The organism is Burkholderia lata, from assembly GCF_902499335.1.
GTDB lineage: Bacteria > Pseudomonadota > Gammaproteobacteria > Burkholderiales > Burkholderiaceae > Burkholderia > Burkholderia lata_B.
Window position 1 is genome coordinate 238,279 of the sequence record NZ_CABVQK010000008.1, and the last position, 25,502, is coordinate 263,780.

Genomic DNA, 25,502 nt, shown 5'->3' on the forward strand with positions numbered 1-25,502 from the left:
TTTGGTTGGAGAACCCATGCGAGCCATCATTCTTGCGGCAGGCCTCGGCTTGCGCCTGCAACAACCGCCCGAGGCGCAGTTCCCGAAGTGCCTGCTGCGCTTCGACGACGTTTCGCTGCTCGAGCGCCATCTGCGCGTACTCGATGCCGCGGGCGTCGACGAGATCGTGCTCGGGCTGGGCTTCCAGTCCGAGAAGGTCGAGCAGGAATTGAAGCGCCTCGGCCGCCAGGCCGAGATCGTGATCAACGACCGCTACGACCTCGGCAGCGTGCTGACCGTGCATACCGTCGCCGATGCGATGACGCGCGGCGGCGACGTGCTGCTGATGGACGCCGACGTGCTGTATGACGAGAACATCCTGCACGCGCTGGTGGCCGATGCCGACAAGGCGGTCGATCGCCTGCTGATCGATCGCGACTTCGAGGCCGGCGACGAACCGGTCAAGCTGTGCCTGAAAAACGGCGTGCCGGTCGAGCTGCGCAAGCAGCTCGCGGTCGACCTCGAGTACGACACGATCGGCGAATCGGTCGGCTTCTTCCGCTTCACCGAAGGCACCGCGCGCCGTCTTGCGACGATCGTCGCGGGCTACGTCGACAGCGGCCGCGCGAACATGCCGCACGAGGAAGCCGTGCGCGACCTGCTGCTCGAAGGCGGTCATTCGTTCGACGTCGCCGACGTCACCGGCTCGCCGTGGATCGAGATCGACTTCCCGAACGACGTCAACCGCGCCACGCAAGAAATCCTCCCCCTGATTCAACGCACCACCGCAGGAGTCGCACGATGAACGCACGCGAACCCAACTTCACCGAATCGCGCAGCGCACGCCTGCGCCGCATGCTCGTCAGCAGCGACCTCGAATTCCTGATGGAAGCGCACAACGGCCTGTCCGCGCGGATCGTCCGCGAAGCCGGCTTCAAGGGCATCTGGGCATCTGGCCTCGCGATCTCCGCGCAGTTCGGCGTGCGCGACAACAACGAAGCGAGCTGGACCCAGGTCGTCGACGTGCTCGAATTCATGGCAGACGCGAGCGACCTGCCGATCCTGCTCGACGGCGACACCGGCTACGGCAACTTCAACAACGTCCGCCGCCTCGTGAAGAAGCTCGAGCAGCGCGGCATCGCCGGCGTCTGTATCGAGGACAAGCAGTTCCCGAAGACCAACAGCTTCATCGGCGGCGAGCGCCAGCCGCTCGCGGAAATCGACGAGTTCTGCGGCAAGATCAAGGCCGGCAAGGATTCGCAGACCGATCCCGACTTCTCGATCGTCGCGCGCGTCGAGGCGCTGATCGCGGGCTGGGGGATGGATGAGGCGCTGCGCCGCGCGAACGCGTATGCGGAAGCCGGCGCCGACGCGATCCTGATCCACAGCAAGCTGTCGCGCCCGGACGAGATCCTGCAGTTCGCGCGTGAATGGAGCGGCAAGGCGCCGCTCGTGATCGTGCCGACCAAGTACTACAGCACGCCGACCGACGTGTTCCGCCAGGCCGGCATCAGCACCGTGATCTGGGCGAACCACCTGATCCGCGCATCGGCATCCGCGATGCAGGCAACCGCGCGCGAGATCTACGAGAGCGAAACACTGATCAACGTCGAGGACCGCGTTGCATCGGTCAACGAGATCTTCCGCCTGCAGGACGCCGACGAATACTCGGCTGCCGAGCGCATCTACCTGTCGTCGTCGTCGCTCGCGTCGAACGCGGCGATCGTGCTCGCCGCGAGCCGCGGCAAGGGCCTCGAAGCCGTGACCGAAGACAAGCCGAAGGTCATGCTGCCGGTCGCCGGCAAGCCGCTGCTGCGCTGGCTCGTCGACGGCTTCAAGACGCACGGCGTGAACGACATCACCGTGGTCGGCGGTTATCGCGCCGACGCGATCGACACGTCGGGCATCAAGCTCGTCGTCAACGAGCGCCATGCGCAGACGGGCGAACTCGCATCGCTCGCGTGCGCGGCCGAACGCCTGACCGGCGACACCGTGATCTCGTACGGCGACCTGCTGTTCCGCAGCTACATCGTGCGTGACCTCGCGGAGAGCGAGGCCGAGTTCAGCGTGGTGGTCGATTCGTCGCTCACGGAGACCAACCAGAGCGTGCGCGATTTCGCGCTCTGCTCGGCTGAAGACGATCGCGGCCTGTTCGGCCAGAAGACGTATCTGCAGCGTGTATCGAGCGACGTCGCCGCAGGCACGCCGCACGGCCGCTGGATCGGCCTGCTGAACGTGCGCGGCGCCGGTGTCGACCGACTGAAGGCGACGCTCGCGACGCTGCAGGCGCGCGACGATTTCGACACGCTCGACATCCCGTCGCTGCTCAACGAGCTGATCGCCGCCGGCGAGAAGATCGAGGTGCAGTACGTGCACGGCCACTGGCGCGGCGTCAACGATCTCGAAGACTTCCGCCGCGCGGGCGACTTCGCGCACGGCCAGACGCCGCTGTCCGAACCGGGCGCCGGCAACGGGGGCGCGCAATGATCGAAGCGGCCCAGTTCGTCGAGGCCGCGCGCGAGCGCGGTTTCGACTGGTACGCGGGCGTGCCCTGCTCGTACCTGACGCCGTTCATCAATTACGTGCTGCAGGACCCGACGCTGAATTACGTGTCGGCCGCGAACGAAGGCGACGCGGTCGCGCTGATCGCAGGCGCGACGCTCGGCGGCAAGCGCGGCATTGCGATGATGCAGAACTCGGGGCTCGGCAACGCGGTGAGCCCGCTCACGTCGCTCACGTGGACGTTCCGCCTGCCGCAGTTGCTGATCGTCACGTGGCGCGGCCAGCCGGGCGTGGCCGACGAGCCGCAGCACGCGCTGATGGGCCCGATCACGCCCGCGATGCTCGACACGATGGAGATCCCGTGGGAGACGTTCCCGACCGACCCCGAACAGGTCGGCCCGGCACTCGACCGCGCGATCGCGCACATGGACGCGACGGGCCGCCCGTACGCGCTCGTGATGCAGAAAGGCAGCGTCGCGCCGTATGAACTGAAAGCGAACCCGGCCGCGAAGCCGCGCGCGCATGTCGCCGCGCAATCGTCGTCGCGCGCCGCATCGGCCGAAGCATGGCCGACCCGCCAGGACGCGCTGCAGCGCGTGATCGCGCACACGCCGGTCGATTCGACCGTCGTGCTCGCGTCGACCGGCTTCTGCGGTCGCGAACTCTACGCGATCGACGATCGCCCGAACCAGCTGTACATGGTCGGCTCGATGGGCTGCGTGACGCCGATGGCGCTCGGCCTCGCGCTCGCGCGCCCCGACCTGCGTGTCGTTGCGGTCGACGGCGACGGCGCCGCGCTGATGCGCATGGGCGTGTTCGCGACGCTCGGCACCTACGGCCCGGCGAACCTCACGCACGTGCTGCTCGACAACGGCGCGCACGAATCGACGGGCGGCCAGGCCACCGTGTCGCAACATGTTTCGTTCGCGGGTGTTGCCGCCGCGTGCGGGTATGCGTCGGCGGTCGAAGGCGACACGCTCGACGTGCTCGATGCGGCGCTTGCCGGGTCGCACGACGGTACGCAGTTCGTGCGGCTGGCGATCCGCACCGGCGTGCCCGACGGCCTGCCCCGCCCGACCGTTACGCCGGTCGAGGTCAAGACCCGTCTGATGCGGCACATCGGCGCCGCGCAGACCGAAGCCCACGTTGAAGGAGCCCTTTGATGCTGCTGCTGAACCCCGGCCCGGTCACGCTCACCGAACGCGTGCGCCGCAGCCTGCTGCAACCCGACCTGTGCCATCGCGAAAGCGAATTCTTCGATCTGCAGGATGAGGCGCGTGCGCGTCTCGTCGCCGCGTATGAGCTTGATCCGGCCGAGTGGACGGCGGTGCTGATGACGGGGTCGGGCACGGCCGCTGTCGAAAGCATGATCGCGGCGCTCGTGCCGAAGGACGGCAAGCTGCTCGTGATCGAGAACGGTGTGTATGGCGAGCGGATTACGCAAATCGCGACGCAGTATGGCATCGCGCATGATGTGCTCAAGCATGAGTGGATGCAGGCGCCTGATCTCGCGCAGATCGGCGCGCGGCTCGATGCGGGTGGGTACTCGCATGTTGCCGTGATTCATCATGAAACGACGACGGGTCGGCTGAATGATCTCCGTGCGATTGCCGAGGTGTGCCGTTCGCGCGGCGTGAAGATGCTCGTTGATGGTGTGAGCAGCTTTGGTGCTGAAGCGATCGATTTTGCCGGCGGTGATATCGATGCTGTTGCCGCGACCGCGAACAAGTGCCTGCATGGTGTGCCGGGCGCGGCGTTCGTGATCGTGCGCCGTAGCGCGCTCGTGAAAGCTGCGAGCCGGACTTATTACCTCGATCTCGGTCGTCTCGCGAAGCTGCAGGATCAGCGGAATACGCCGTTTACGCCGTCCGTGCATGCGTACTACGCACTTGTCGAGGCGCTGCGTGAGTTTGACGAAGCTGGCGGCTGGCGTGCACGGCATGCGCATTACAAGGCGCTGGCTGATCAGGCCCAAGCCGGGCTTGCTGCGCGCGGGATGCCGCTGGTGCTGCCGGAAGGTGAATCGTCGGTTGTGTTGCGTGCGTATCGGTTGCCGCAGGGTGTCACGTACGAAACGCTGCACGACGGGCTGAAGGCGCGTGGCTTCGTGATCTATGCGGGGCAAGGTGGCTTGTCGAAGGAACTGTTCCGGATTTCGACGATGGGCGCGATTCAAGCGGCTGATGTTGAGCGGTTGCTGGAGGGGTTTACGGCGCTGACGCGGTAAGCGCTGCCCTCACCTTCGTCTACGAAAGGCCCGCAAGGGCCTTTTTTATTGTTCGCTCATTGCTCGGAGACGCAGGGGGCACTGTCGGCGTTCGGCCACTATGAGCCGTTCGACCGCATGGCTGAAATCGCCGACAATTGGTGCCAGGAAAACTCTTATAGTGGAAATCCTGCGCCCCTATGTACTCCATCGCTCTCGGACTGCTCACGCTCGATTTCGACACCGCCCTGATCATGGTATCGAACAATGGCGACTATGACTGGATGAACGAGGAATGGCGCGATATACGGCAGGAAATTGTAATCCTTCAAGGTGAAACTTCGGCCAAAGTCATTGGGGTGACGGGCCGGTTTGCCGAGAAAGGCCCACATACGGTCGAGATCATTTCGCCGCACATCTTTATTGAAAGCGAAGTCGTTGAACACCTCTTGACGAAACCCGATACGGCTGGCCTTAGCGAGACCAACGTGTGGGGAGCTGTGCGCACCAAGCGCTTCTCATGGGGAAAACTGATCTCGCTGAACTGGAGGGAGTTGGGCTACGCACCGGGTGGTATGGAATATTGCATTCTCCCAACGGATGGTCCTGCGATCTCGATGGGTTTCCTTCGTCTGGATTGGAACGGCCTTCGCATTCGCCCTTCATCTTGAAGCACCGTGGGTAGGGTGACTATCGACTGGGCTATTGTGCTCTAGGTGTATGTCCGCTTCCGGTAATGTCGAGCGACCCTTGTGGGTCGCTTCCTGACATTCACATCACATCAGTTGTGAATGTCAGGTTCACCGCAAGCGTATGTGTGCTTCCGACCCTGAACCGGAGCTTGGTGCTTCGAAACCCCATCATCACGTAGTGGCATGACTCAAACCAAACAGCCTTTGGCGAACCAGGGGCGGCTCATGGTCACAAGCCATCTTTTACTTCTGTTTAATGAATTTCACATTTCCAAAAGAAAATACCTGACGATCCCCCGCATTGGTTGTATAAGAGCGGGAGCCACTCATTAGTAGCGCCCCTGCATTGTTGAGCGAACCAGCCCAGGAATCAACAAGAACAAACCTCGCGTCACTAGGCCTTTCAGCCACCATAAAACCTATACCCGCAAAATCATTGCTTGCATTCTTCAATGTGTAATACCATCTGGCAGCATCGCCGTTAACGATCTTATAGCTGACCTCGCCTTCCGGAGTGTTTTTTGCAGTAAAAATACCGGCAAACTGTCCATTTGACGGTGTGGACTCTGTAACTTTCAGCGTATGTTGACCGTCTTCGCTTACATAGGTACCAACAAGTTGAATGGTCACGATTGTTTTCCTCAGATTTGCAAGTGTCAGATTTTGGAAAATGACAGCATATTTTCAGGCGAACATCACGAGACAGCGCCAGAACAAACGCCGACAAATGAGAATGTCGACGATGCAAACCATATATGCATGAGAAATTATTTTCAAATAATTTCTACACTTCAAATGGCGCGGACAATAGTTTCTCCATCTCCACACCGTCACACGAAAGATCAAAAATTCCGAAAAGGTTATCTTCTGCTTTTGACAAACCGAAACACTTCACCCACTTGGCCGGCTTTAGTAAATTAATTTACTTTCCATTCACAAATTCAAATAAATACCCGCCCCCTGCGCACGCAGCTTCCGTCCCGTTACGTAGAATGGCTGTTGTGAGTCGTAAACGGCATTCAAGAGAATCCATGAAAATCCTTTTCTCCATCGTGACCATGAAAGTCACTCGCTTCGCCCCACTGCTGGCGCTCATCGCCGCCCCCGCCGTTCAGGCTGCCGACAACCAGGTTTGCGGCGACGATACCGTCACGGCCGTCGCCCGCTGGGCCGGCATTGCCAGCGCCCGCATTGCCACGCGCGACGCGAACCGACTCGTCATCGCGTCGGCGTGCAAGGTCATGCCGAATGCACCCGAAACGACGATCGCGGCCGTCGCATTCGATTCGCTGCCCAAGAGCAAGAACCCGGACGAAAGCAACAAGCTGCAGGTCATCGCGCTCGTCGAAGGTGGCAAGGTCGTGGCGGCCGAAAAGTCGGTGGTCGAAGAGGATGCGGCGACGGAGATCGGCGAGAACAGCTATCGCATCGATACGGCGCCGTACCGGCTGTCGCCCGATGTGCGGGCATTCGGCGTCGTATTCACGAGCAGCGCGCGCGGGGCGAGCTGTCCTGATGCCGACGCGAGCGAGGAACTGACGCTGTGGGTACGGGAAGGCAACCGCATCCGTCCGGTGTTCGGCACCAACCTCTACGGGTGGGTCAGCGTTGAAGGCGAAGCCTGCGGCCCGGGCGTCGGCGACGCGAGCAGCGAAGAGGCACGCATGACGATCGCCGTCGAGAAAGCGTCGAGCCACGGCTTCGCGGACTTGTCGATCACGGCACACATCACCAAGACGCAGCGTAAGGACGGAAATTACTCGGATACAGGCAAGCGCACCGCGCGCACGATCGTCCACTACGACGGAAAAACGTATGGGATCGATATGTTCCGAAACTTCTGGTATTCGCCTGCCGCAATGAAGCGCTTCAAGTAAGGCCGAGGCGGGGCACCACCCCACCCGTCTACTCTGCCACCTTCGCCCCGATCGCCTCACCCGACGTCGGTATCCGCCGCGCGTCGTCACGCACACGTCGCGCCTCGCGCGCCGTATAGCGATCCTTCAGCCGCAGGAACGGCTTCTCGACGAGAAAGTAGCTAGCCGTCGCGGCCATCAGCGCCCACACGATTCCAAGCGGAAACGCATGCGGAACCTGTAAATCCGGATTAGCAAACGGCTGCTGCCAAAGATAAAGACTGAACGAGATCGTGCCGACGAACACGACCGGCCGAGCACGCAACCATCGCGCACACCAGAACTCGTTACGGAAATTCAGCACGACGATCACGATCGCGATCAGCGCGGCTTCGACCGTCACGCCGTACGTCGCATTCCAGAACCCGCCGAGCCGGTGTTCGGCGAGCGGCATGCCGATCAGCACGACAACGATGATCGCCGTCACGATCTGCGCCTCGCCACGCCACGTCCGAATCCACGCTTCGAGCCGTTCGCGGTTGAGCGACGCATAGCATCCGATCAGGATCGAATCGACGCCCGTGTGCAGCATCATCCCGAGTTGCCCGCGCAGCGCGGGCGCAGCGAAATACGTAACAGCGCGCACCAGCGGCACGATCAGGATCAACGCAGCCAGCCAGCGCGTACCGCCGCGGCGCATCCCGTACACGAACAGCAGCGGCCAGAACCAGTAGAACTGTTCCTCGAGCGCGAGCGACCAGAAATGGCCGAGATACCACGCGCCGTCCGGATGCAGCGTGTTGTCGCCGGTCAGCCCGAACCACGCCGAGTAATTCCACAGGTGAAGCGCCGCATACAGCCACTGCCGGCGGTCGACGTCGAACCAGCCGGTGAAGGCCACGATCGCGACCGCCGCGAGATACACGTAACAGGCCGGCCAGATCCGCAACGCGCGGCGCACGTAGAACGACGTCAGCGCGATGCCGCCCGTGCGCGCGAACTCGGCGCGCAACACGTTGGTGATCAGGAAGCCGCTGAGGACGAAGAAGATCAGCACGCCGAGCCGGCCGTCGGCGATCAGCCGCAACGGCGCGTACCAGCCCGTATAGCCGCCGGGCAGCACGTGCTCCGCGTGTCCGACCACAACCATCGCGACCGCGACGGCGCGCAACCCGGTCAACTGCGTGACGCGATGGTTCATCGGCTGGTTTCCGTTGGCACGGTGGATGGGCAGCAGACCGGCGCCCCGCTTCGGCACACCGATATGCCGCCGGGATTTTGTATGAAAAATATCGGAATGAAATTGCTTCAAAAATCACCGGGCCGGCACCGGCGGTCGCGCACGCCGCAACGAGCCGACGTCCGGCGTGGCGAATGGGCATAATGACAAGCCTTGTCCGGCGGCGGCCGGTCCGATGCCAACACAACGATTTTTGCGGCGGCGCAATATCCGTAGTCCCCCGCCCGCACACCGGCCCGCGCCTCGTCCGCCTCCTGCCGACCCTTACCCGGAGCCTGCCTGTGTACCCACCGATCGAACCCTACGCCCACGGCCACCTCGACACCGGCGACGGCCATCGCATCTACTGGGAGCGCTGCGGCAACCCGGCCGGCAAGCCCGCCGTGTTCCTGCACGGCGGCCCCGGTGCCGGCTGCAGCCCCGACCATCGCCGCCTGTTCGATCCCGAGCGCTACGACATCCTGCTGTTCGACCAGCGCGGCTGCGGGCGCTCGACGCCGCATGCAAGCCTCGAGAACAACACGACCTGGCATCTGGTCGCCGACATCGAGCGCCTGCGCGAGATGGTCGGCGCGGAAAAGTGGCTCGTGTTTGGCGGCTCGTGGGGCAGCGCGCTGTCGATCGCGTACGCGGAAACGCACCCCGAGCGCGTGAGCGCACTGGTCGTGCGCGGCATCTTCACGATGCGTCGCGCGGAACTGCTGTGGTACTACCAGGAAGGCGCGTCGTGGCTGTTCCCCGACCTGTGGGAAGCCTTCGTCGCACCGATTCCGGAAGCCGAGCGCGGCGACCTGATGGCCGCCTACCATCGCCGGCTGACCGGCAACGACGAAGCCGCGAAGCTCGAGGCCGCGCGCGCATGGAGCATCTGGGAAGGCCGCACGATCACGCTGCTGCCCGACCCCAAACTCGCCGCGTACTTCGCGGACGGTCACTACGCACTCGCGTTCGCGCGGATCGAGAATCACTACTTCGTGAACAAGGGCTTCGTCGAGGAAGGCCAGCTGCTGCGCGACGCGCATCGCCTCGCCGGCATCCCGGGCGTGATCGTGCAGGGTCGCTATGACATCGCGACGCCTGCACGCACTGCGTGGGAGTTGTCCAAGGCATGGCCGGATGCGACGTTCGAGATCGTGCCCGGCGCCGGGCATGCGTACAACGAGCCGGGGATCCTGGAAGCGCTGATCGCGGCAACGGACCGGTTCGCCGCGTAGTCCGCACAAACGCAACACAACGCGGCGCGTGCTGCCGTGCCTGCCGGCACGCGCACGCGCCGCCCGATCAGAGCGCGGTTTCGACGATCGTCCTGCCGCTGATCGCCCGCTCGACGAGCTGTTCGTCACCGACCTTGCGGATCGCATCGTCGAGCAGCCCCTCCGGTTCTTCCGTCGCCACTTTCAGCAAGCCCGACAGCCCGCGCGCGTCGAGCACCACCAGCGTCTCCATCGAATCCGCGCGGCTCACAAGCACGCGGCGGAATGCCGGCCCCGCGCCGAAGCTCGCGCAGAGTGCAATCGTCTCGCTGCCAAGCGTGTAGTCGAAATTTTTGATCATGATCTGCCGCCGTTGCAGAGAAATGGCGCGGTGCCGTGACGTCGGTACGCTCGCGCGTGCCGCCGAAAGGACGGACGGGGTCCAAACCGTTCGCCGACAACACCATGCTAGGCGTACAGTATTAATGAAGACTTAAGGCGCCGACGGCGGCAGCGAAACCTCTCGCTTGTCCGCCGTCGACCTTTGATGCACGGTTAACCGATTACGCCGATGCGGCGTGAGCCTACCGCGGGCTGATCGAGAACAGCAGGCCGTCGGTATCGTTCGAGACCGCGGAGTAACGCAGCTTTCCGACGCTACGCTCGATCATTTTGGATTCCTTGCGACCTTCCATGGCGAGCTGGATCACGTTCACGACGGTTTTCGTATCGTCATGTTCCGCAGTAGCGGCCGGATTGACCGCTGCCGCGATCGTGACAAGGGTAGCGACGGACTTCAGCATCACCCCCGGCTCATCAACGCCGATGTGGATCACGAGTTCGCGAAGCGTTCCGTCGGACTTGTTGACGACACCGGCCAACGTGAGGTTGCGGCCGACCGACTGCTGAAAACCGTCATAAACGGTATCGTGAACGAGTTCGATTTCCGCGAGCGCGTCCTTGCCGCCCGCCGCGGAAACCCGGCGATTGTAGTTGCTGCGAAACTGCTGCGGTGTCAGGTCAAGCGACAGGCGCGGTGCGGCTGCGGTGCCCGGGCTCGACGCTGCGTCGACGGCGACATCATCTGCATGGTGGCCGGCGGCCTTGCCCGCGTCGTCCTGCCCCGGGTGGACTAGAGCGGCCACGATCACCGTCAATATCGCCGCCAATATGCCGCCGAAGAACAGTGACGCGCGCTTTGGCACTGCGCCCGTCTTGTTTCTGAAGAAGGACGGCCAGATCAAACCGATCATGGCCACGACAATGAACAGTAGGCTGACGCAACCCAACACCCCGGAAACAATACGCATTTTATTCATGCCCTTTTTTTGAATCGAGCATGATAACAAAACCCACACAACGCCTTACACGCTCCTTTCCGACTCCAGCGGCTCCACCGTCACACCGACCTTCAGCTCCTGATCCGCGCCACCGCCGCGAATCACGCCGCGCAGCGGCGTCACGTCCGCATAGTCGCGGCCGATCGACAGCATCACGTAGTCGTCGCCCGGCGCGCGATCGTTGGTCGGATCGAGCTGCAGCCAGCCGTTGTCCTCGGGCCACGCCGGGTCGTACACCTCGACCCACGCATGCGATGCATCGGCGCCGATCAGCCGCGGCTGCCCGGGCGGCGGCTGCGTGAGCAGGTAGCCGCTCACGTAACGCGCGGCCAGCCCGAGCGAGCGCAGTGCGCCGATCATCACGTGCGCGAAATCCTGGCACACGCCCTTGCGCAACCGCAACGCATCGAGCGCCGACGTCGTGATGTCGGTGCTGTTCGGCGTATACGCAAAATCGGCATGCACGCGCCGCATCAGATCCCACGCGGCCTGCACGAGCGGCCGTTGCGGCGTGAAGCTCGCGGCCGCATACGCGGCGAGTTCGGGATCGCACGCGACATGCGGCGACGTGAACACGAATTCGCTCGCCGCGTCGTAGGGCTGCCCCGCGCGGAACCGCAAGCGGTCGCGCACGGCTTCCCACGCAGTCGCCTGTTTCGCGTCGGGTTTCGCGATGGCGGGCGGCGGCTCGCCGCGCGCACCGCGCGACCACACGGGCGGCGTCACGCGTACCGTGCTGCGGCTGCGCACGAGCAGCGCGTCGTGCGGCTGGTTCAATGCAAACGACGCGCGCGCGTTGCCGAATGCATCGATCTCGGTACCGACCGATTCCGGCGCGGGATCGATGTCGAGCGCGAACGACAGCACCTGCTGGCGCGGCGTGACGAGCGGCTGCAGGCGTGCCTGGTGCTGCGCCGATTCGACGCGCGCCGCGTAACGGTATTCGGTGTCGTGCGTGACGCGCAGCAACCGGCCGGGCGCAACAGCGGCCGGTGCGGCCGGCGCCGATGCCGGTGCCGATGCGTTCCGCGCATTGCCGGAACCGGGTGGCGCTTTCGCCGCGCCTTTCGTCGTCACCATAACGTCCTGCCCGCCTCGCGCACGTGGCTGAAATAGCGCTCGCCGATCCGGTTCGACAATTCCCAGACCGCCTTCACCGTCGTGTCGAGCGCATCGAGCAGCTTGTCGTGCCGGCCGCCGTCGGCGGTCTCGCACAGCTCATGCAGCGACCACGTGGGGACGTCGGGAATCGTCTCGGCCAGCTCGGACAGCGCATAGCCTTCACTGCGCTCGACCTTCGTCAGTCGGCCGCGCAGCGCCTGCACGACCCAGCCGAGCGAGCGCGGGTTGTCGGTATCGAGCACGACGAGCGACAGCAGCGGCGCGACGTCGAAGCCGCGCTGGAACCGCGAACGGAACGTGATCGTACTGTCGAACAGTTCCAGCACGAGCTCGAAGCCATCCTGCCGGTGCACCGCGCCCTCGTCGAACGCAGCCTTCAGCACGCTGCACAGGAAATCCAGCCGGTCGATCTGCCGGCCGATCGACAACAGCCGCCAGCCGTCGTCGCGCGTCATGTTGTCGGTCTGCGCGCCCGTGATCGCGCCGAGCAGCAGGCCGAGGCGCTCCAGCAACTGCAGCGCCTCGTTGCCGATCTGCTCCTCGGCTTCCGGCAGGCCCGCGCTGTCCGCGAACAGCTGGGTCGCGTCGTCGATCAGCCGCCACTGATCGCTCGACAGCCGTTCGCGGATCGCGGCGGCCGCGCCGCGCATCCCGAACAGGCACGACGCGATGCCCGACGTGCGATCCGCGCCGCGCGTCAGCGACGTTGCGAGCGTGTGCTGGAACGCACGCGGCGCATCGACGGCGTTCGGTGCATCGGCCGCGATCAGGCCCGTGTCGCGGCACAGCGTGTCGAGCAGTTCCAGGTGCGCGGGGCTGTCGACATCGTCCTCGCCGCGCAGCCGTTCGAGCGCCGCACGCGCGAGGCGCATCAGGTTGGTCGCGCGCTCGGTGTAGCGACCGAGCCAGAACAGGTTCTCGGCCGCGCGGCTCGCGATCGCGCGCGGGCGTTCGACGAGGTCGTCGGGGCCGAGGTGCGTCTGCAGCAGCGTCGTCGAATCGACGATGCCTTCGGTCATCACCCATGTATCGACGGTGCTGCCGCCGCGCGGCATCGGCGCGTTGAACAGCGTGTCGCGCGTGCCGACCCGCGACAGCCCGCCCGGCAGGAGCCGCCAGCGCTGCGCGCCGTCGGCGAGCGCGAAGACGCGCAGCAGCACCGGCTTCGGCACGATGCGCGCGCCGCCATTGCTGTCGGGCGCGTCGTGGCGCGGCCAGGTCGGCGCCTGCGACAGCGGCAGGTCGGCCTGCACCGTGTAGTGTTCGGGCCGCGCGAGGATCCGCGCGCGCCACTCGGCCAGCTGCGCCTGCGTAAGCCGCGCGCCGATCACCGGCTCGAACGGGCCGCCGACCTGCACGTCGGGTGGATAGGATGCCTTCACGATGCTGCGCGCGAGATGCGGCATCGCGTCGTCGCACGCGGCCGCCTCACCGCACCACCATGAATGCACGGCCGGCAGCGTCAGCGTTTCGCCGAGCAGCCCTTCCGCGAGACGCGGCATGAAACCGAGCATCGCCGGCGATTCGAGGAAGCTCGAGCCCGGCGCGTTCGCGAGCAGCACGTTGCCCGCGCGCACGGCCTGCAGCAGCCCCGGCACGCCGAGCATCGAATCGGGCCGCAGTTCGAGCGGATCGAGCCACGCATCGTCGACGCGCCGCAGGATGCCGTGCACGGGTTCGAGCCCGGCCAGCGTCTTCAGGAAGACGCGGTTATCGCGCGCGGTCAGGTCGCCGCCTTCGACGAGCGTGAGGCCGAGGTAGCGCGCGAGATACGCGTGCTCGAAATACGTCGCGCTGTGCGGCCCCGGTGTGAGCAACACGATCCGCGAATTCTTGCGGGCCGGGCTGAGCGCCTGCATGCTCTGCAGCAGCGCGCGGTATGCGGATGCGAGCCGCTGCACGCGCAGCCCGCGAAACCCGCGCGGAAAGAGCCGCGACACGATCAGCCGGTTTTCGAGGAGGTAGCCGAGGCCGGCCGCGCCCTGCGTGTGCTGCGCGACGATCCGCCACTGCCCGTCCGGGCCGCGCGCGAGATCGAACGCGACGACGTGCAGCCAGGTATCGCCCGGCACGCGCGCGCCGCGCATCGCGCGCAGGTAGCCGGGATGCCCGGTGACGAGCGCGGGCGGCAGCAGCCCGCGCTCGAGAATCGTCTGCGGCCCGTACAGGTCGGCCAGCGTCGCGTTGAGCAGCCGCACGCGCTGCAGCACGCCGCGCTCGATCGCGACCCAGTCCTCGGGCGTGACGATCAGCGGCAGCAGGTCGAGCGACCACGGGCCGGCCGCGCCGTCGCCGGCGCGCTGCTCGTGCAGTTGATAGAACAGGCCGTTCTCGCGCATGCGCCGGTGCAGCGCGTCGGCGCGGCGATCGAGGTCGGCCACGCCGTCGCTGCCGATCGACGTGAAGAAGCTGCGCCACGCGGGTGCGAGCGCAGGCGCGTTCAGGCCCGCCGCGCTGCCGCGCAGTTCGTCGTAGCGGCCGGCGGCGGCCGGCGCCGAGAGCGCGGCGGCCAGTTCGGCGGCATCGGGCTGCGCGCCGGTATCAAAAAGCGTGGGCATCGCGTCGGGGGCGGCGAGATGATCGGTGTCAATGGGCGGCACGGTGTCGTTCCGTCGTCAGGGCGCGGCCGCGCACGCGCGCCGCCCACCGGGCGGCGGGCCGCGGCGCGCGGCCGCAATCTGCCCGCATCCTAGCATTCCGGCAGGGCCGCCAGCGACCGGAACCGCCGGGTATCGCGAACCGCGCATTGTCGTCCGTCCTGTCATCGTCCGGTCACGGCCGCCGCAGGTCGAGCGTGAACGGGAATTCGCGGCTCGGCGCGGCAGCCGCGACATCCATCCGCCCCGGCGTATGCCCCATCTCGACGAAGCGCGCGAGCCGGCGGCTCTCGGCTTCGTATGCATTGACCGGGAACGTCGCGTAGTTGCGTCCGCCCGGATGCGCGACGTGATAGCGGCAGCCGCCGAGCGAACGCTGCAGCCACGTATCGACGATGTCGAACGTAAGCGGCGCGTGCACGCCGAGGGTCGGATGCAGCGCCGACGGCGGCGACCACGCCTTGTAGCGCACGCCCGCGATGTATTCGCCGACAGTGCCGGTCGGCTGCAGCGGCAGCGCGCGGCCGTTGACCGTCACGACGTGCCGGTTGTCGTTCAGCCCCGTCACGCGTACCTCGAGCCGTTCGACCGACGAATCGACGTAGCGCACGTTGCCGCCGGGCGCGCCCTCCTCGCCCATCACGTGCCACGGTTCCAGCGCGCCGCGCAGCGACAGTTGCATCCCGTTCACCGCAATCTGCCCGAACAGCGGGAAGCGGAATTCGAAGTGCGGCGCGAACCACGCCGGATCGAACGCAAAGCCGGCATCGCGCAGTTCGGTCAGCACATCGCCGAAATCCATCTGAAGAAACTCGGGCAGCATGAAGCGGTCATGCAGCGCGGTGCCCCAGCGCGTAAGCGGCGTGGTGTATGGCGCGGCCCAGAAACGGGCGACCAGCGCGCGCAGCAGCAATTGCTGCACGATGCTCATCCGCGCATGCGGCGGCATTTCGAACGCGCGCAGTTCGAGCAGGCCGAGCCGGCCGGTCGACGAGTCGGGCGAATACAGCTTGTCGATGCAGAACTCGCTGCGGTGCGTGTTGCCGGTCACGTCGATCAGCAGGTTGCGCAGCACGCGGTCGACGAGCCACGGCGGCATGTCCTGCCCGAACAGCAGCTTGTTGCGCTGGATCTCCGCGAACGCGATGTCGAGTTCGTAGAGCTGATCGTTGCGCGCCTCGTCGACGCGTGGCGCCTGGCTCGTCGGCCCGATGAAGAGCCCGGAGAACAGGTACGACAGCGACGGATGGTTGTGCCAGTACGCGATCAGGCTCGCAAGCAGGTCCGGGCGGCGCAGGAACGGGCTGTCGGCCGGCGTCGCGCCGCCGAGCACGAAGTGGTTGCCGCCGCCCGTGCCGACGTGACGGCCGTCGACCATGAACTTCTCGCTGCACAGCCGCGACTGCCACGCGGCGTCGTACAGGAATTCGGTGTGATCGACCAGTTCGTCGAAGCTCCTGGCTGGATGGATGTTCACCTCGATCACGCCGGGGTCGGGCGTCACCTGCAGCAGCTTCAGCCGCGCGTCGCGCGGCGGCGGATAGCCTTCGAGCACGAGCTTCACGCCGAGCGAATGTGCGGTCAGCTCGATTGCACCGAGCAACTCCAGATAATCCTCGAGCGCGGCGAGCGGCGGCATGAACAGGTACAGGATGCCGTTGCGCACTTCAACGCACAGCGCGGTGCGCGTGATCCACGCGGCCGATTCGAAGCGCTCGGGCTGACGACTCGAGTCGCGCGTGGCAGGTCGGCCGTTCGCGGCCGTGCCGTCGTTGCGCCACTGCATCACGGTCTGCGCGGACGCCTCGCGATGCACGCCGGACAGGTAGCGCGGCGCATCGGCCGGGCCCGCATAGCGCGCACGAATGGCGGCCGCTGCCGGCAGCGCGTCGCGCGGCGCGAACGGATCGCGTTCGACCAGGTACGGATGGTCGGCGCGGCTGGCCCACGGCAGCGAATCGAGCGGCAGCCGATAGCCCATCGGCGAATCGCCGGGCACGAGGTACATCCGCTCGTCGCGGAAGAACCACGGGCCGGTTTCCCAGCGCGGACCGTCGAGGCCTGGCGCTTCATCGGCACGCTTGACCGGCAGCACGTAGCCGACCACGCTGTCGAGCTGCTGCTCGAACACCTTGCGCAGCCGCGCGCGTTCGAGTTCATCGTCGAGGCGAGAGTCGAACGGGTCCACGTTGACCGGCAGCCGGCGTTCGCGCCACAGGTAGTACCAGACATCCTCGTAGCCGGGCCGGATGAATTCGCCGGTCAGGTTCAGCCGCGCGGCGAGCGCGTCGATGAAACGCTTCGCGTCGTCGGTCGTATAGGCGGACGGTTCGCGCTCGTCGGCGAACAGCGACGGATCGTGCCACACCGGCTGGCCGTCCGCACGCCAGAAGATCGACAGCGCCCAGCGCGGCAGTTGCTCGCCCGGATACCACTTGCCCTGCCCGAAATGCAGGAAGCCGCCATCGCCGTATTCGGCGCGCAGCCGCTGCACGAGCTCGGTCGCGTAGCCGCGCTTGGTCGGGCCGAGCGCGTCGGTGTTCCACTCGGCGCCGTCGCGATCGTCGATCGACACGAAGGTCGGCTCACCGCCCTGCGTGAGCCGCACGTCGCCGGCCGCGAGCGCGCCGTCGACCTGCGTGCCCAGCGCCAGCACGCTGTCCCATTGCGATTCCGTATACGGCTTCGTCACGCGCGGCGATTCGTACACGCGCGTCACGCTCATCTCGTGCTCGAACGACACCTCGCACTCGTCGATCAGCCCCTCGACCGGCGCGGCGCTCGTCGGCTGCGGCGTGCAGGCCAGCGGAATGTGGCCTTCGCCGGCGAGCAGGCCCGATGTCGGGTCGAAGCCGATCCAGCCGGCGCCGGGCAGGTAGACCTCGCACCACGCATGCAGGTCGGTGAAGTCGACCGACGTGCCGCTCGGGCCGTCGAGCGACTTCACGTCGGGCGTGAGCTGGATCAGGTAGCCCGACACGAAACGCGCGGCAATGCCGAGGTGGCGGCACAGCTGCACGAGCAGCCATGCGCTGTCGCGGCACGAGCCCGACGCGAGTTCGAGCGTCTGCACGGGCGTCTGCACGCCCGGCTCCATCCGCACGAGATAGCCGATGTCGTGCTGCAGCTGCTGGTTCAGCGCAACGAGGAAGTTCACAGTGCCGGCCGGCGTGCGGTCGACGCCGTCGACATACGCGCGGAACAGCGGCGCCGCGCTCGTCTGCGGGTCGCACGCGAGATACGGCGCGAGTTCGGTCTTCAGCGCGTCGTCATAGCTGAACGGATATTGCTCCGCGCTGGCTTCGAGGAAGAAGTCGAACGGGTTGTACACCGACATCTCGGCGACGAGATCGATCGTGATCTCGAAGTGCTCGGTGCGCTCCGGGAACACGAGCCGCGCGAGATAGTTCGAGAACGGGTCCTGCTGCCAGTTGATGAAGTGCTGCGCGGGCTCGACCGTCATCGAATACGCGAGGATCGGCGTCCGGCAGTGCGGCGCGGGACGCAGGCGAACGACCTGCGGGCCGAGGTTGACGAGCCGGTCGTACCGATAGCGGGTGGTGTGATGCAGCGCGACGTGGATGGACATGGGAGCTCGGTTCGGGTTGGGCCGGCCGCGCGCCGCGTCGCGCTCGATGCGACGCGGCGGCCCGGCCTGGCGGATTCGGCGAAAGCGTGCGTCGGGTCAGACGAGTTCCGGCGTCTGCACGACGCTGATCTCGACGCCGACGGCCGTCGCGCCGAGCCCCGTCACCGGCTGCGCGTCGCGATAGTCGAGGCCGACCGCGATGCGCACGTAGCGCTCGTCCGGGCAGCGGTTCATGAACGGATCGAACCCGACCCAGCCGAGCCCTTCGACATAGGCTTCGGCCCATGCATGGCCGGCCGGCTGCTGCATCAGCCCGGCCGCTTGCGGCTGCGCGCCGAGCGCCGGCTGCGGCAGCCCCTGCGACTGCGCGGCATGCGACGCGCCGAGCACCTGCTGCATGCCCTCGCCGCTCTGCAGCGCAAGCGCCTCTTCCTCCTCGACGTCGCCCGCGTTCTGCTTTGCGTCGGCGATGCGCTGCATCGCGCTGTCCGCCAGCACGTAGCCCGAGATATAGCGCGCGGGAATCTTCAGCACGCGCGCGGCCGCGATGAACGCATGCGCATGGTCGCGGCTCGTGCCCTCGCCGCTTTGCAGCGCGGTCTCCGCATCGACCGGCGCGTCGGCGGCCAGGTTCGGCGCATACGCGATGCGATCGTGCACTTCCGTCATCAGCCAGTGCAGCGCGTCGAGGCTGTGCGGCTCGATCGGCAGCGCTTCGGTGAGCGCACGCACGGTGTCGCCCGCCTTCGTGAGCGCGGTTTCGCGCTCGAAGATCCACGGCGGCGCGTAGCCTTCAGGATTACCGATAATGCCCGAGCGGTCCTGCGTTTCGACGACGCCGGCCGCGATGACGACGATCTCGGCCTTCGCGCCGCGGTCGTGCCGCACGAGGTCGATCCGGTTGCCAAGCCCGTCGGAATAAGACAGCGTCGGCTCGACGCCGTCGATCGTGACCTGCCACGCGCGCACCGTCTGCCCGGGGCCCGACTGCGGGCGCAACCGCAGCCGTTGCAGCGCATGGGTGGCTTGATCGTCGAACTGATAACGCGAGATGTGTCGGATGGCGAGTCGCATGGCAAGTCTCAGTCGAAGTTGTAGGCCTGGGCGATTTCGAGCCCGAGGCTGTTGTTGCGGCCGATGAAGTCGGTCAGGAACTCGTGCAGGCCGCTCTTGAAGATCCGCTCGACCGAGGTATCGGACAGCATTTGCAGGATCTTCGTGGCCGTGTCGTGACACGGGTGTGTCACACCGTAATCCTTCGCGAGCAGGTTCAGGCTCGACACGACGCGCCCGTAGCAATAGCGCAGCGAACGCGGCATGCGGCCGTTCAGGATCAGGTAGTCGGCGATGTTCATCGGCTTGTACTGCACGTCGTACACCCAGCGGTACGAACGGTGCGCGGCCACGCAGCGCAGGATCGTCTCCCACTGGTAGTTGTCGAGGATCGTGCCGACGTGCGACACCGACGGCAGCAGCAGGTGGTATTTCACGTCGATGATCCGCGCGGTGTTGTCCGCGCGCTCGACGAACGCGCCGATCTGCGCGAAATCGAAGATCTCGTTGCGCAGCATCGTGCTGTAGAAGCTGCCGAGGATCAGCGCGGTTTCGCGCTTCACCTGGTCGAGCACGGCCGGCAGTTCGCTCTCCGGCACCGGCTGCGCGAGCGCGCGGCGCAGCGCGAGCCACGCGCCGTTCACGCTCTCCCACGCTTCGCGCGTGAGCGCCGTGCGCACCATCCGCGCATTCGAGCGCGCGGCCTCGATGCACGCCAGCACGCTCGACGGGTTGTCACGGTCGCGCAGCAGGTAGTCGGTCACGGTATCGGCCGCATACGCGTCGTATTTCTGCCGGTAGCCGTCGTCCGTGCCCGAGCTGACGAGCACCGACGACCATTCGGCCGGCGCGTCGGACGTGCGCGTGAGCGCCATCCGCAGCCCGGCATCGACGATGCGCGCGATGTTCTCCGCGCGCTCGATATAGCGGTACATCCAGTAGAGACCGCTTGCAGTACGTCCCAGAAGCATCTCGTGTCCACTCCGTCTTCGTTCGGTTGGCACCCCGGTCGCGGGGCGCGCGGTCGCGTCCGGCTCAGTCGGCCAGCACCCAGGTGTCCTTGGTGCCGCCGCCCTGGCTCGAGTTGACGACGAGCGATCCCTCCTTCAGCGCGACGCGCGTGAGCCCGCCCGGCGTGATGCGGATCCGGTCCGACACCAGCACGAACGGCCGCAGGTCGACGTGGCGCGGCGCGAGGCCGGCTTCGGTCAGGATCGGCGTCGTGGACAGCGCGAGCGTCGGCTGCGCGATGTAGTTCGCGGGGCGCGCGCGCAGTTTCGCGGAAAACGCCTCGAGCTCGGCCTTCGACGCGCACGGCCCGACCAGCATCCCGTAGCCGCCCGAGCCGTGCACTTCCTTCACGACCAGTTCGTCGAGATGCTCGAGCACGTACTTCAGGCTGTCGGCCTCGCCGCAGCGCCAGGTCGGCACGTTCTCCAGCAGCGCTTTGCGGCCCGTGTAGAACTCGACGATCTCCGGCATGTACGAGTAGATCGCCTTGTCGTCGGCGATGCCCGTGCCGGGCGCGTTCGCGATCGTGATGTTGCCCGCGCGATAGACGTCCATGATCCCCGCGACGCCGAGCACCGAATCGGGGCGGAACGTGAGCGGGTCGAGGAACGCATCGTCGACGCGGCGGTACAGCACGTCGATCGGACGGAATCCCTCGGTCGTGCGCATCGCGACGCGGCCGTCGACCACCTGCAGGTCGCTGCCCTCGACGAGATGCACGCCCATCTGGTCGGCGAGGAACGAATGTTCGTAGTACGCGGAATTGTGGATACCGGGCGTCAGCACGGCGATGGTCGGATTGTCGGCGTTGCCGCCCGGCGGGCACACGGCCGCGAGCGATTGGCGCAGCATCTGCGGATAGGTCTCGACCGGGCGCACCTTCACCTGCTGGAACAGCTCCGGGAAGAGCTGCATCATCGTCTCGCGGTTTTCCAGCATGTACGACACGCCGGACGGCGTGCGCGCGTTGTCCTCCAGCACGTAGAACTCGTTCTCGCCGGTGCGCACGATGTCGACGCCGATGATGTGCGTGTAAACGTTCCCGGGCGGCCGGAAGTCGATCATCTCCGGAACGAACGCTTCGTTGTGCGCGATCAGGTGCTTCGGCACGATGCCCGCGCGCACGATTTCCTGGCGGTGATAGATATCGTCGAGAAAGGCGTTGAGCGCCATCACGCGCTGCTCGATGCCGAGTGACAGCCGGCTCCATTCGGCACCCGAAATGATGCGCGGGACGATGTCGAACGGAATCAGCCGCTCGGCGGCCTCCGCGTCGCCGTAGACGGCGAACGTGATGCCCGTCTTGCGGAACACGCCTTCCGCGTCGTGGGCTTTCTGGGCGAGGCTCGCGGGATTCTGCGTGTCGAGCCACTGCTTCAGGCGCGCGTAGGGCGCCCTTACCATGTCGCCGGATTGCAGCATTTCATCGAATGGCTTCATCGATCTTTTCTCCATCGATCGTTTTCCCCGGCATTGCGCATGCCGGACCGGCGTAATGAATGCTTCGCAAGGAACGTGCCTTGTGCGATCCCCTCGATATCCCCCCGTTTTTACGCCGCGCCAGGCACGCCCGCGCGGCATTGCGCACCACAACGGTGCAACCCCTGACGCGACGTGCGACCGCGGTGCGCCGCGAACGCGCACGGCCGATGCTGCGCCGCGTCTTTTGAACATAGTTCCCCCGCGTGTCACGAATGTGCAATCTGCACTGCACAAAAAACGGCCTGCCCGGGCACCGGGCCACCGGAACGACGGGATGGGAAGGCGGGCCGGTACGCACACGGCGCAACCGGCCCTGGGGGAAGTACCGTCTGCGGCGGCACCGGCAGTTCGACGCGATGAACTGTCCGGTTAGCCGGGTCCGGCACCTCAACGCTATGCAGCCGTAATCCCGCCGACAACGCTCATGCATATTTCGACTGACACCGATCGAAAAAAAACATCGGGCCGACGCGTGCGAGGCGCGGTACGCTAGAAAATTAGTGCAGCAAACGGTGCCGCCGCCTTTCAGGCGCCCGACTATAAAAAGCGAAGATCGAAATGGAAGCAAAGTGGCTGGAAGATTTCCTGAGCCTTGCGGATACCAAGAGCTTTTCCCGGGCCGCGCGTAACCGGCACCTCACGCAGTCGGCATTCAGCAGACGAATAGCCGCACTCGAATCCTGGATGGACGCGAAGCTGGTGGACCGCAGCATCAATCCGATCACGCTGACGCCGGCCGGCCAGATGTTCCGCGGGCTCGCCGCGGACATCCTGCGCAGCATGTATGCGGCGCGCAATCTCGTGAACGGCTACGACCAGTTCGCGGCCAGCGACCAGGTCGTGCGCTTCGCGGTCGCCCATACACTCGTCTTCACCCTGTTTCCCGAATGGCTCAAGCAGCTCAACGGCGAGGTCGGCCACGTGACCGCGCGCGTCAACGCGGTGAACGTGCCGGAAGGCGTGCAGCAGCTCGTCGAAGGTGAATGCGACCTGCTGCTCGGCTATCACCATCCGCAGTTGCCGATCGTGCTCGATCCGAACCACTTTCCGTTCGTCAACCTCGGCGTCGAACGGATCCTGCCCGTGTCGACGCCCGACGCGCACGGCAAGCCCGTGTTCCAGCTGCCGGGCACGCCCGACGCACCGCTGCCGCTGCTCGCGTATTCGTCGGGGGCGTTTCTCGGCAACATCGTCGAGATGCTGCTGCTGAATGCCACCGAGCCGTACGTGCTGCACCGGTGCTTCGAGACGCACATGTCCGAGGCGTTGAAGGGCATGGTCGTGGCCGGGCACGGGATCGGCTGGCTGCCGGAAAGCTGCGTCGCGAAGGAGCTCGCGGAAGGCACGCTCGTGTGCGCGGGTTCCGGCGACTGGATCACCGAGCTCGAAATCCGCCTGTACCGGTCGGCCCGCAAGCGCGGGCTCGCGGCCGAGCAACTGTGGACGTACATCATGAACCGGCCGCGCGTGGCGGTCGACGGTGTTGCGGTCGGTGCGGCCGAACCCGCGGCCGCGCCGGCGATGCGCATCGCGCGGCGCAGCGCGAGCGGCAGCCGCTGATCTCCGCGTTCGTGTCGTGCCGGTTCACGACACGAGCGCGGTCGCGGCGCGATCGTCATGCCCGCCGATCGCATACCCCTCCTACAGCCGCGTTGCGCCGCCTCGTGGCGAACGCGACCGCCCTTTCAACGGCAATCAATCGACAATCCCCGTAAAGCCCGAAAATTACTGCACCAGACCCGCAATCGATATTCAACGACATCGCAAACGTTTGCACTTCGATGTCTAATTTTTACTCTCGTCGTTTCACAATCCGGATATTCCATCTGATTTTCCGGTCAGAAATACTCTGTTACACAACAAATTAAAAGTTTCGATTTATCCGCGGCAATCGCGAATATCAAAAACGTCGCACCCTCATTTCTAATCGTGCGACCTGTATCCCGGCCGTCATCGATTCGCACCGAACACAGCCGCAAAAATTCCTTTTATCAGTCGTTACTTTTCGGCACGAACGTCGATACCTCCGACATGATTCAAAGCGTGCTCGATCATCGCTACCGAAGAGCAATATTCATATCTGGCAATATCGACTTTCTTCAGCGGCAAGCAAGCCAGACAAATCCGTCGTTATCCTATTTAAATAGGACATTTCACCTCCGTGCCTTTCAGGCCACACGCGGTTGTTGGTTCAAAAACCGTCGTGTATCAATAGCGTGTCGCAAAAAGAACGCTGGCAAATCTGACTCGGAATTAATGGGTTTCCATTGACTCCGGACGGGAGGTAGCAATGTCTTCCTCGTTTCGACAGCATGCTTGCCCTTTCCTGTGCGTTGTCATCTCCGCGCTCTGCATGAATGCCATGGCGCAGGCACCCGCGCTGGGGCCGGGCACCGGCCGCTACGTGATTTCGTATATCTGCGGCGATGCCCGGATCGACGGTACCGCACCGCTCCCCCCCGACGGCCGTCCGTACAACCTGGGTGTGTCGTTCGCGTCGGCCCGGACCGGGCAACCGCTTTCCAACGTGCAGGTGCGCCTGCGCCGGCATGGCCGCGTGCTGGTCGAGTTCAACGCATCGGGGTCGCGCTGCCTGTTCAGCGTGCCGGATGCGAGCTACCGGGTTGAAGGCACCTACCAGGGGGCCATGCAGTTCGCGATCGTCGAAACGGGCGACCTCGCCACGCAATTGCGCTGGTGAACGCTGCCGCCCCCGCTCGGATCGCTTCATTCGCCACCGCGTATCGAATCGAGGAGCATTGAATGACTCCTGCAGAACGAACGGACCGCTCACCCGCCTCCCAGCCGAAACCCTCCTGGGGCCCGGGAAAGAACGCAGCACTCAGCTTCGTCGCGTTTGCCACGATCTTCGGCATCTTCGCGTATGCCGAACGGGACACGACGGTCGGCCACGCGAGCGTGACGCACGACGTCTCCGGCGTGATTCGGACCGCGGTCGGGAAGTACCGCAAGACGATCGTGACCATGGCCTCTCGCGCAACCGGCGCATCCGGAACATCCGTCGCGCGCGAGCCGGCTTCGACCAACGCGCAGGCCACGCTGCCCGCGCAGCCGCTGCGAGCTGCGTCGGCTTCGGTTGCCCGCGAAGTATCGACCGTGCCGCCCGGCACGCTCGCGGTCGAGCCGGAGGCCGCGCCGCGTGCCGTCGCGAAACACCGGCAGCCGCAGCATGCACCGCCCGTGATGCTCGCGGCCGGTACGCAGGCGATATCGGCCTACGATCGCGCCGCCACGCGGCACGGTGCCGCGCATCGTGCGCCGCGCACCGAAACGCTGGCCGGCACGAGCAGGCGCATGGACTTCGCACCTAAGCCCCGGCGCTATGGCACCGGCACCGTGCACATGCAGACGGCAAGCATCACGCACGCCGAACTGGAAAGCGCGCGTGCGCTGGCAAAGGCCCGCTCTTGCGCGGTGATCGACGAATGGAACTGTGTGGAGCACAACGCGAGCCGGGCGCTCGCGATCGACCCGACGAACAGCGAATCGCGTGCCTTGCTCGGTCAGGCGATCCGCAACCGGCTGTAAGCCGGGTCCGCGTCGCCGGGCACTCGTGGCCCGGCCGCGCGACGCGCAACGCGCAACGACGTGCGTCGTCAGGCGTGCAACCGATGGGATC

At 65.6% G+C, this 25,502-nt stretch carries 20 protein-coding genes; 10 read left to right on the top strand and 10 right to left on the bottom strand.

The genetic code is table 11. The annotated features are described in order from the left end of the window. Positions 1-16: 16 nt before the first annotated feature. From BCO18175_RS21240 to BCO18175_RS21260, 5 genes are all read left to right on the top strand, one after another. A complete protein-coding gene (locus BCO18175_RS21240) occupies positions 17-784 on the top strand; it encodes an NTP transferase domain-containing protein (protein WP_174910700.1) in 768 nt (255 codons plus the stop codon). Beyond that, positions 781-2,466, top strand: coding sequence for a phosphoenolpyruvate mutase (gene aepX / locus BCO18175_RS21245; RefSeq protein WP_174983748.1), 1,686 nt, complete (start codon positions 781-783; stop codon positions 2,464-2,466). Before BCO18175_RS21240 ends, aepX begins: the two co-directional genes overlap by 4 nt. Then, positions 2,463-3,644 carry a phosphonopyruvate decarboxylase gene (gene aepY / locus BCO18175_RS21250; RefSeq protein WP_174983750.1) on the top strand — a complete coding sequence of 394 codons (1,182 nt, stop codon included), beginning with the start codon at positions 2,463-2,465 and terminating at the stop codon, positions 3,642-3,644. Before aepX ends, aepY begins: the two co-directional genes overlap by 4 nt. Next, a complete protein-coding gene (locus BCO18175_RS21255; RefSeq protein ID WP_174983752.1) occupies positions 3,644-4,708 on the top strand; it encodes a 2-aminoethylphosphonate aminotransferase in 1,065 nt (354 codons plus the stop codon). The genes aepY and BCO18175_RS21255 overlap by 1 nt, the downstream gene beginning before the upstream one ends. A 179-nt stretch (positions 4,709-4,887) precedes the next feature. Beyond that, a complete protein-coding gene (locus BCO18175_RS21260) occupies positions 4,888-5,358 on the top strand; it encodes a hypothetical protein (protein ID WP_174983754.1) in 471 nt (156 codons plus the stop codon). 264 nt (positions 5,359-5,622) lie between these two features. Here BCO18175_RS21260 and BCO18175_RS21265 read toward each other — a convergent pair whose 3' ends face one another. Continuing rightward, positions 5,623-6,009, bottom strand: a complete 387-nt coding sequence (locus BCO18175_RS21265) for a hypothetical protein (RefSeq protein WP_174983756.1) — start codon at positions 6,007-6,009, stop codon at positions 5,623-5,625. Between the two features lie 428 nt (positions 6,010-6,437). Between BCO18175_RS21265 and BCO18175_RS21270 the strand changes: the two genes are divergently transcribed. Beyond that, a complete protein-coding gene (locus BCO18175_RS21270) occupies positions 6,438-7,256 on the top strand; it encodes a multidrug ABC transporter ATPase (RefSeq protein ID WP_174984015.1) in 819 nt (272 codons plus the stop codon). Between the two features lie 28 nt (positions 7,257-7,284). Here BCO18175_RS21270 and BCO18175_RS21275 read toward each other — a convergent pair whose 3' ends face one another. Then, positions 7,285-8,436 (bottom strand): acyltransferase family protein, encoded by a 1,152-nt coding sequence (locus BCO18175_RS21275; protein WP_174983757.1) that lies wholly within the window; start codon positions 8,434-8,436, stop codon positions 7,285-7,287. Positions 8,437-8,756: 320 nt separating this feature from the next. Between BCO18175_RS21275 and pip the strand changes: the two genes are divergently transcribed. Then, the gene (gene pip / locus BCO18175_RS21280) at positions 8,757-9,689 is read left to right on the top strand and encodes a prolyl aminopeptidase (RefSeq protein WP_174983759.1); all 933 of its coding nucleotides are present in this window, start codon (positions 8,757-8,759) and stop codon (positions 9,687-9,689) included. A gap of 67 nt (positions 9,690-9,756) precedes the next feature. Here pip and BCO18175_RS21285 read toward each other — a convergent pair whose 3' ends face one another. The 8 genes from BCO18175_RS21285 to BCO18175_RS21320 form a co-directional block, all read right to left on the bottom strand. Next, a complete protein-coding gene (locus tag BCO18175_RS21285; RefSeq protein WP_174983761.1) occupies positions 9,757-10,029 on the bottom strand; it encodes a hypothetical protein in 273 nt (90 codons plus the stop codon). A 223-nt stretch (positions 10,030-10,252) separates the two neighbouring features. Continuing rightward, positions 10,253-10,987 carry a hypothetical protein gene (locus BCO18175_RS21290; protein WP_254608141.1) on the bottom strand — a complete coding sequence of 245 codons (735 nt, stop codon included), beginning with the start codon at positions 10,985-10,987 and terminating at the stop codon, positions 10,253-10,255. 45 nt (positions 10,988-11,032) lie between these two features. Next, positions 11,033-12,088: a transglutaminase family protein gene (locus BCO18175_RS21295; protein WP_174983763.1), complete on the bottom strand. Its 1,056-nt coding sequence runs from the start codon at positions 12,086-12,088 to the stop codon at positions 11,033-11,035. After that, positions 12,082-14,688 carry a circularly permuted type 2 ATP-grasp protein gene (locus BCO18175_RS21300; protein WP_174984019.1) on the bottom strand — a complete coding sequence of 869 codons (2,607 nt, stop codon included), beginning with the start codon at positions 14,686-14,688 and terminating at the stop codon, positions 12,082-12,084. Before BCO18175_RS21300 ends, BCO18175_RS21295 begins: the two co-directional genes overlap by 7 nt. 214 nt (positions 14,689-14,902) lie before the next feature. Beyond that, positions 14,903-18,316, bottom strand: a complete 3,414-nt coding sequence (locus tag BCO18175_RS21305; RefSeq protein WP_174983765.1) for a DUF2126 domain-containing protein — start codon at positions 18,314-18,316, stop codon at positions 14,903-14,905. A gap of 96 nt (positions 18,317-18,412) precedes the next feature. Next, positions 18,413-19,390 (bottom strand): transglutaminase family protein, encoded by a 978-nt coding sequence (locus BCO18175_RS21310; RefSeq protein ID WP_174983767.1) that lies wholly within the window; start codon positions 19,388-19,390, stop codon positions 18,413-18,415. Between the two features lie 8 nt (positions 19,391-19,398). After that, entirely contained in the window at positions 19,399-20,340 is a 942-nt protein-coding gene (locus BCO18175_RS21315) for an alpha-E domain-containing protein (RefSeq protein ID WP_174983769.1), read from the bottom strand. Between the two features lie 64 nt (positions 20,341-20,404). After that, positions 20,405-21,820: a circularly permuted type 2 ATP-grasp protein gene (locus BCO18175_RS21320; RefSeq protein ID WP_164462829.1), complete on the bottom strand. Its 1,416-nt coding sequence runs from the start codon at positions 21,818-21,820 to the stop codon at positions 20,405-20,407. 600 nt (positions 21,821-22,420) lie between these two features. Between BCO18175_RS21320 and BCO18175_RS21325 the strand changes: the two genes are divergently transcribed. The 3 genes from BCO18175_RS21325 (at position 22,421) to BCO18175_RS21335 (ending at position 25,411) form a co-directional block, all read left to right on the top strand. Next, positions 22,421-23,422 (top strand): LysR substrate-binding domain-containing protein, encoded by a 1,002-nt coding sequence (locus BCO18175_RS21325; RefSeq protein WP_174983771.1) that lies wholly within the window; start codon positions 22,421-22,423, stop codon positions 23,420-23,422. Between the two features lie 730 nt (positions 23,423-24,152). Then, positions 24,153-24,563, top strand: coding sequence for a hypothetical protein (locus BCO18175_RS21330; protein ID WP_174983773.1), 411 nt, complete (start codon positions 24,153-24,155; stop codon positions 24,561-24,563). Between the two features lie 62 nt (positions 24,564-24,625). Continuing rightward, a complete protein-coding gene (locus tag BCO18175_RS21335; RefSeq protein ID WP_174983775.1) occupies positions 24,626-25,411 on the top strand; it encodes a hypothetical protein in 786 nt (261 codons plus the stop codon). Positions 25,412-25,502 lie beyond the last annotated feature (91 nt).

Bases quoted from the DNA above. Each gene is read 5' to 3' on its own strand.
- BCO18175_RS21240 (WP_174910700.1), top strand. From the start codon at position 17: ATGCGAGCCATCATTCTTGCGGCAGGCCTCGGCTTGCGCCTGCAACAA.
- aepX (WP_174983748.1), top strand. From the start codon at position 781: ATGAACGCACGCGAACCCAACTTCACCGAATCGCGCAGCGCACGCCTG.
- aepY (WP_174983750.1), top strand. From the start codon at position 2,463: ATGATCGAAGCGGCCCAGTTCGTCGAGGCCGCGCGCGAGCGCGGTTTC.
- BCO18175_RS21255 (WP_174983752.1), top strand. From the start codon at position 3,644: ATGCTGCTGCTGAACCCCGGCCCGGTCACGCTCACCGAACGCGTGCGC.
- BCO18175_RS21260 (WP_174983754.1), top strand. From the start codon at position 4,888: ATGTACTCCATCGCTCTCGGACTGCTCACGCTCGATTTCGACACCGCC.
- BCO18175_RS21270 (WP_174984015.1), top strand. From the start codon at position 6,438: ATGAAAGTCACTCGCTTCGCCCCACTGCTGGCGCTCATCGCCGCCCCC.
- BCO18175_RS21275 (WP_174983757.1), bottom strand. From the start codon at position 8,436: ATGAACCATCGCGTCACGCAGTTGACCGGGTTGCGCGCCGTCGCGGTC.
- BCO18175_RS21285 (WP_174983761.1), bottom strand. From the start codon at position 10,029: ATGATCAAAAATTTCGACTACACGCTTGGCAGCGAGACGATTGCACTC.
- BCO18175_RS21290 (WP_254608141.1), bottom strand. From the start codon at position 10,987: ATGAATAAAATGCGTATTGTTTCCGGGGTGTTGGGTTGCGTCAGCCTA.
- BCO18175_RS21295 (WP_174983763.1), bottom strand. From the start codon at position 12,088: ATGGTGACGACGAAAGGCGCGGCGAAAGCGCCACCCGGTTCCGGCAAT.
- BCO18175_RS21300 (WP_174984019.1), bottom strand. From the start codon at position 14,688: ATGCCCACGCTTTTTGATACCGGCGCGCAGCCCGATGCCGCCGAACTG.
- BCO18175_RS21305 (WP_174983765.1), bottom strand. From the start codon at position 18,316: ATGTCCATCCACGTCGCGCTGCATCACACCACCCGCTATCGGTACGAC.
- BCO18175_RS21310 (WP_174983767.1), bottom strand. From the start codon at position 19,390: ATGCGACTCGCCATCCGACACATCTCGCGTTATCAGTTCGACGATCAA.
- BCO18175_RS21315 (WP_174983769.1), bottom strand. From the start codon at position 20,340: ATGCTTCTGGGACGTACTGCAAGCGGTCTCTACTGGATGTACCGCTAT.
- BCO18175_RS21320 (WP_164462829.1), bottom strand. From the start codon at position 21,820: ATGAAGCCATTCGATGAAATGCTGCAATCCGGCGACATGGTAAGGGCG.
- BCO18175_RS21325 (WP_174983771.1), top strand. From the start codon at position 22,421: ATGGAAGCAAAGTGGCTGGAAGATTTCCTGAGCCTTGCGGATACCAAG.
- BCO18175_RS21330 (WP_174983773.1), top strand. From the start codon at position 24,153: ATGTCTTCCTCGTTTCGACAGCATGCTTGCCCTTTCCTGTGCGTTGTC.
- BCO18175_RS21335 (WP_174983775.1), top strand. From the start codon at position 24,626: ATGACTCCTGCAGAACGAACGGACCGCTCACCCGCCTCCCAGCCGAAA.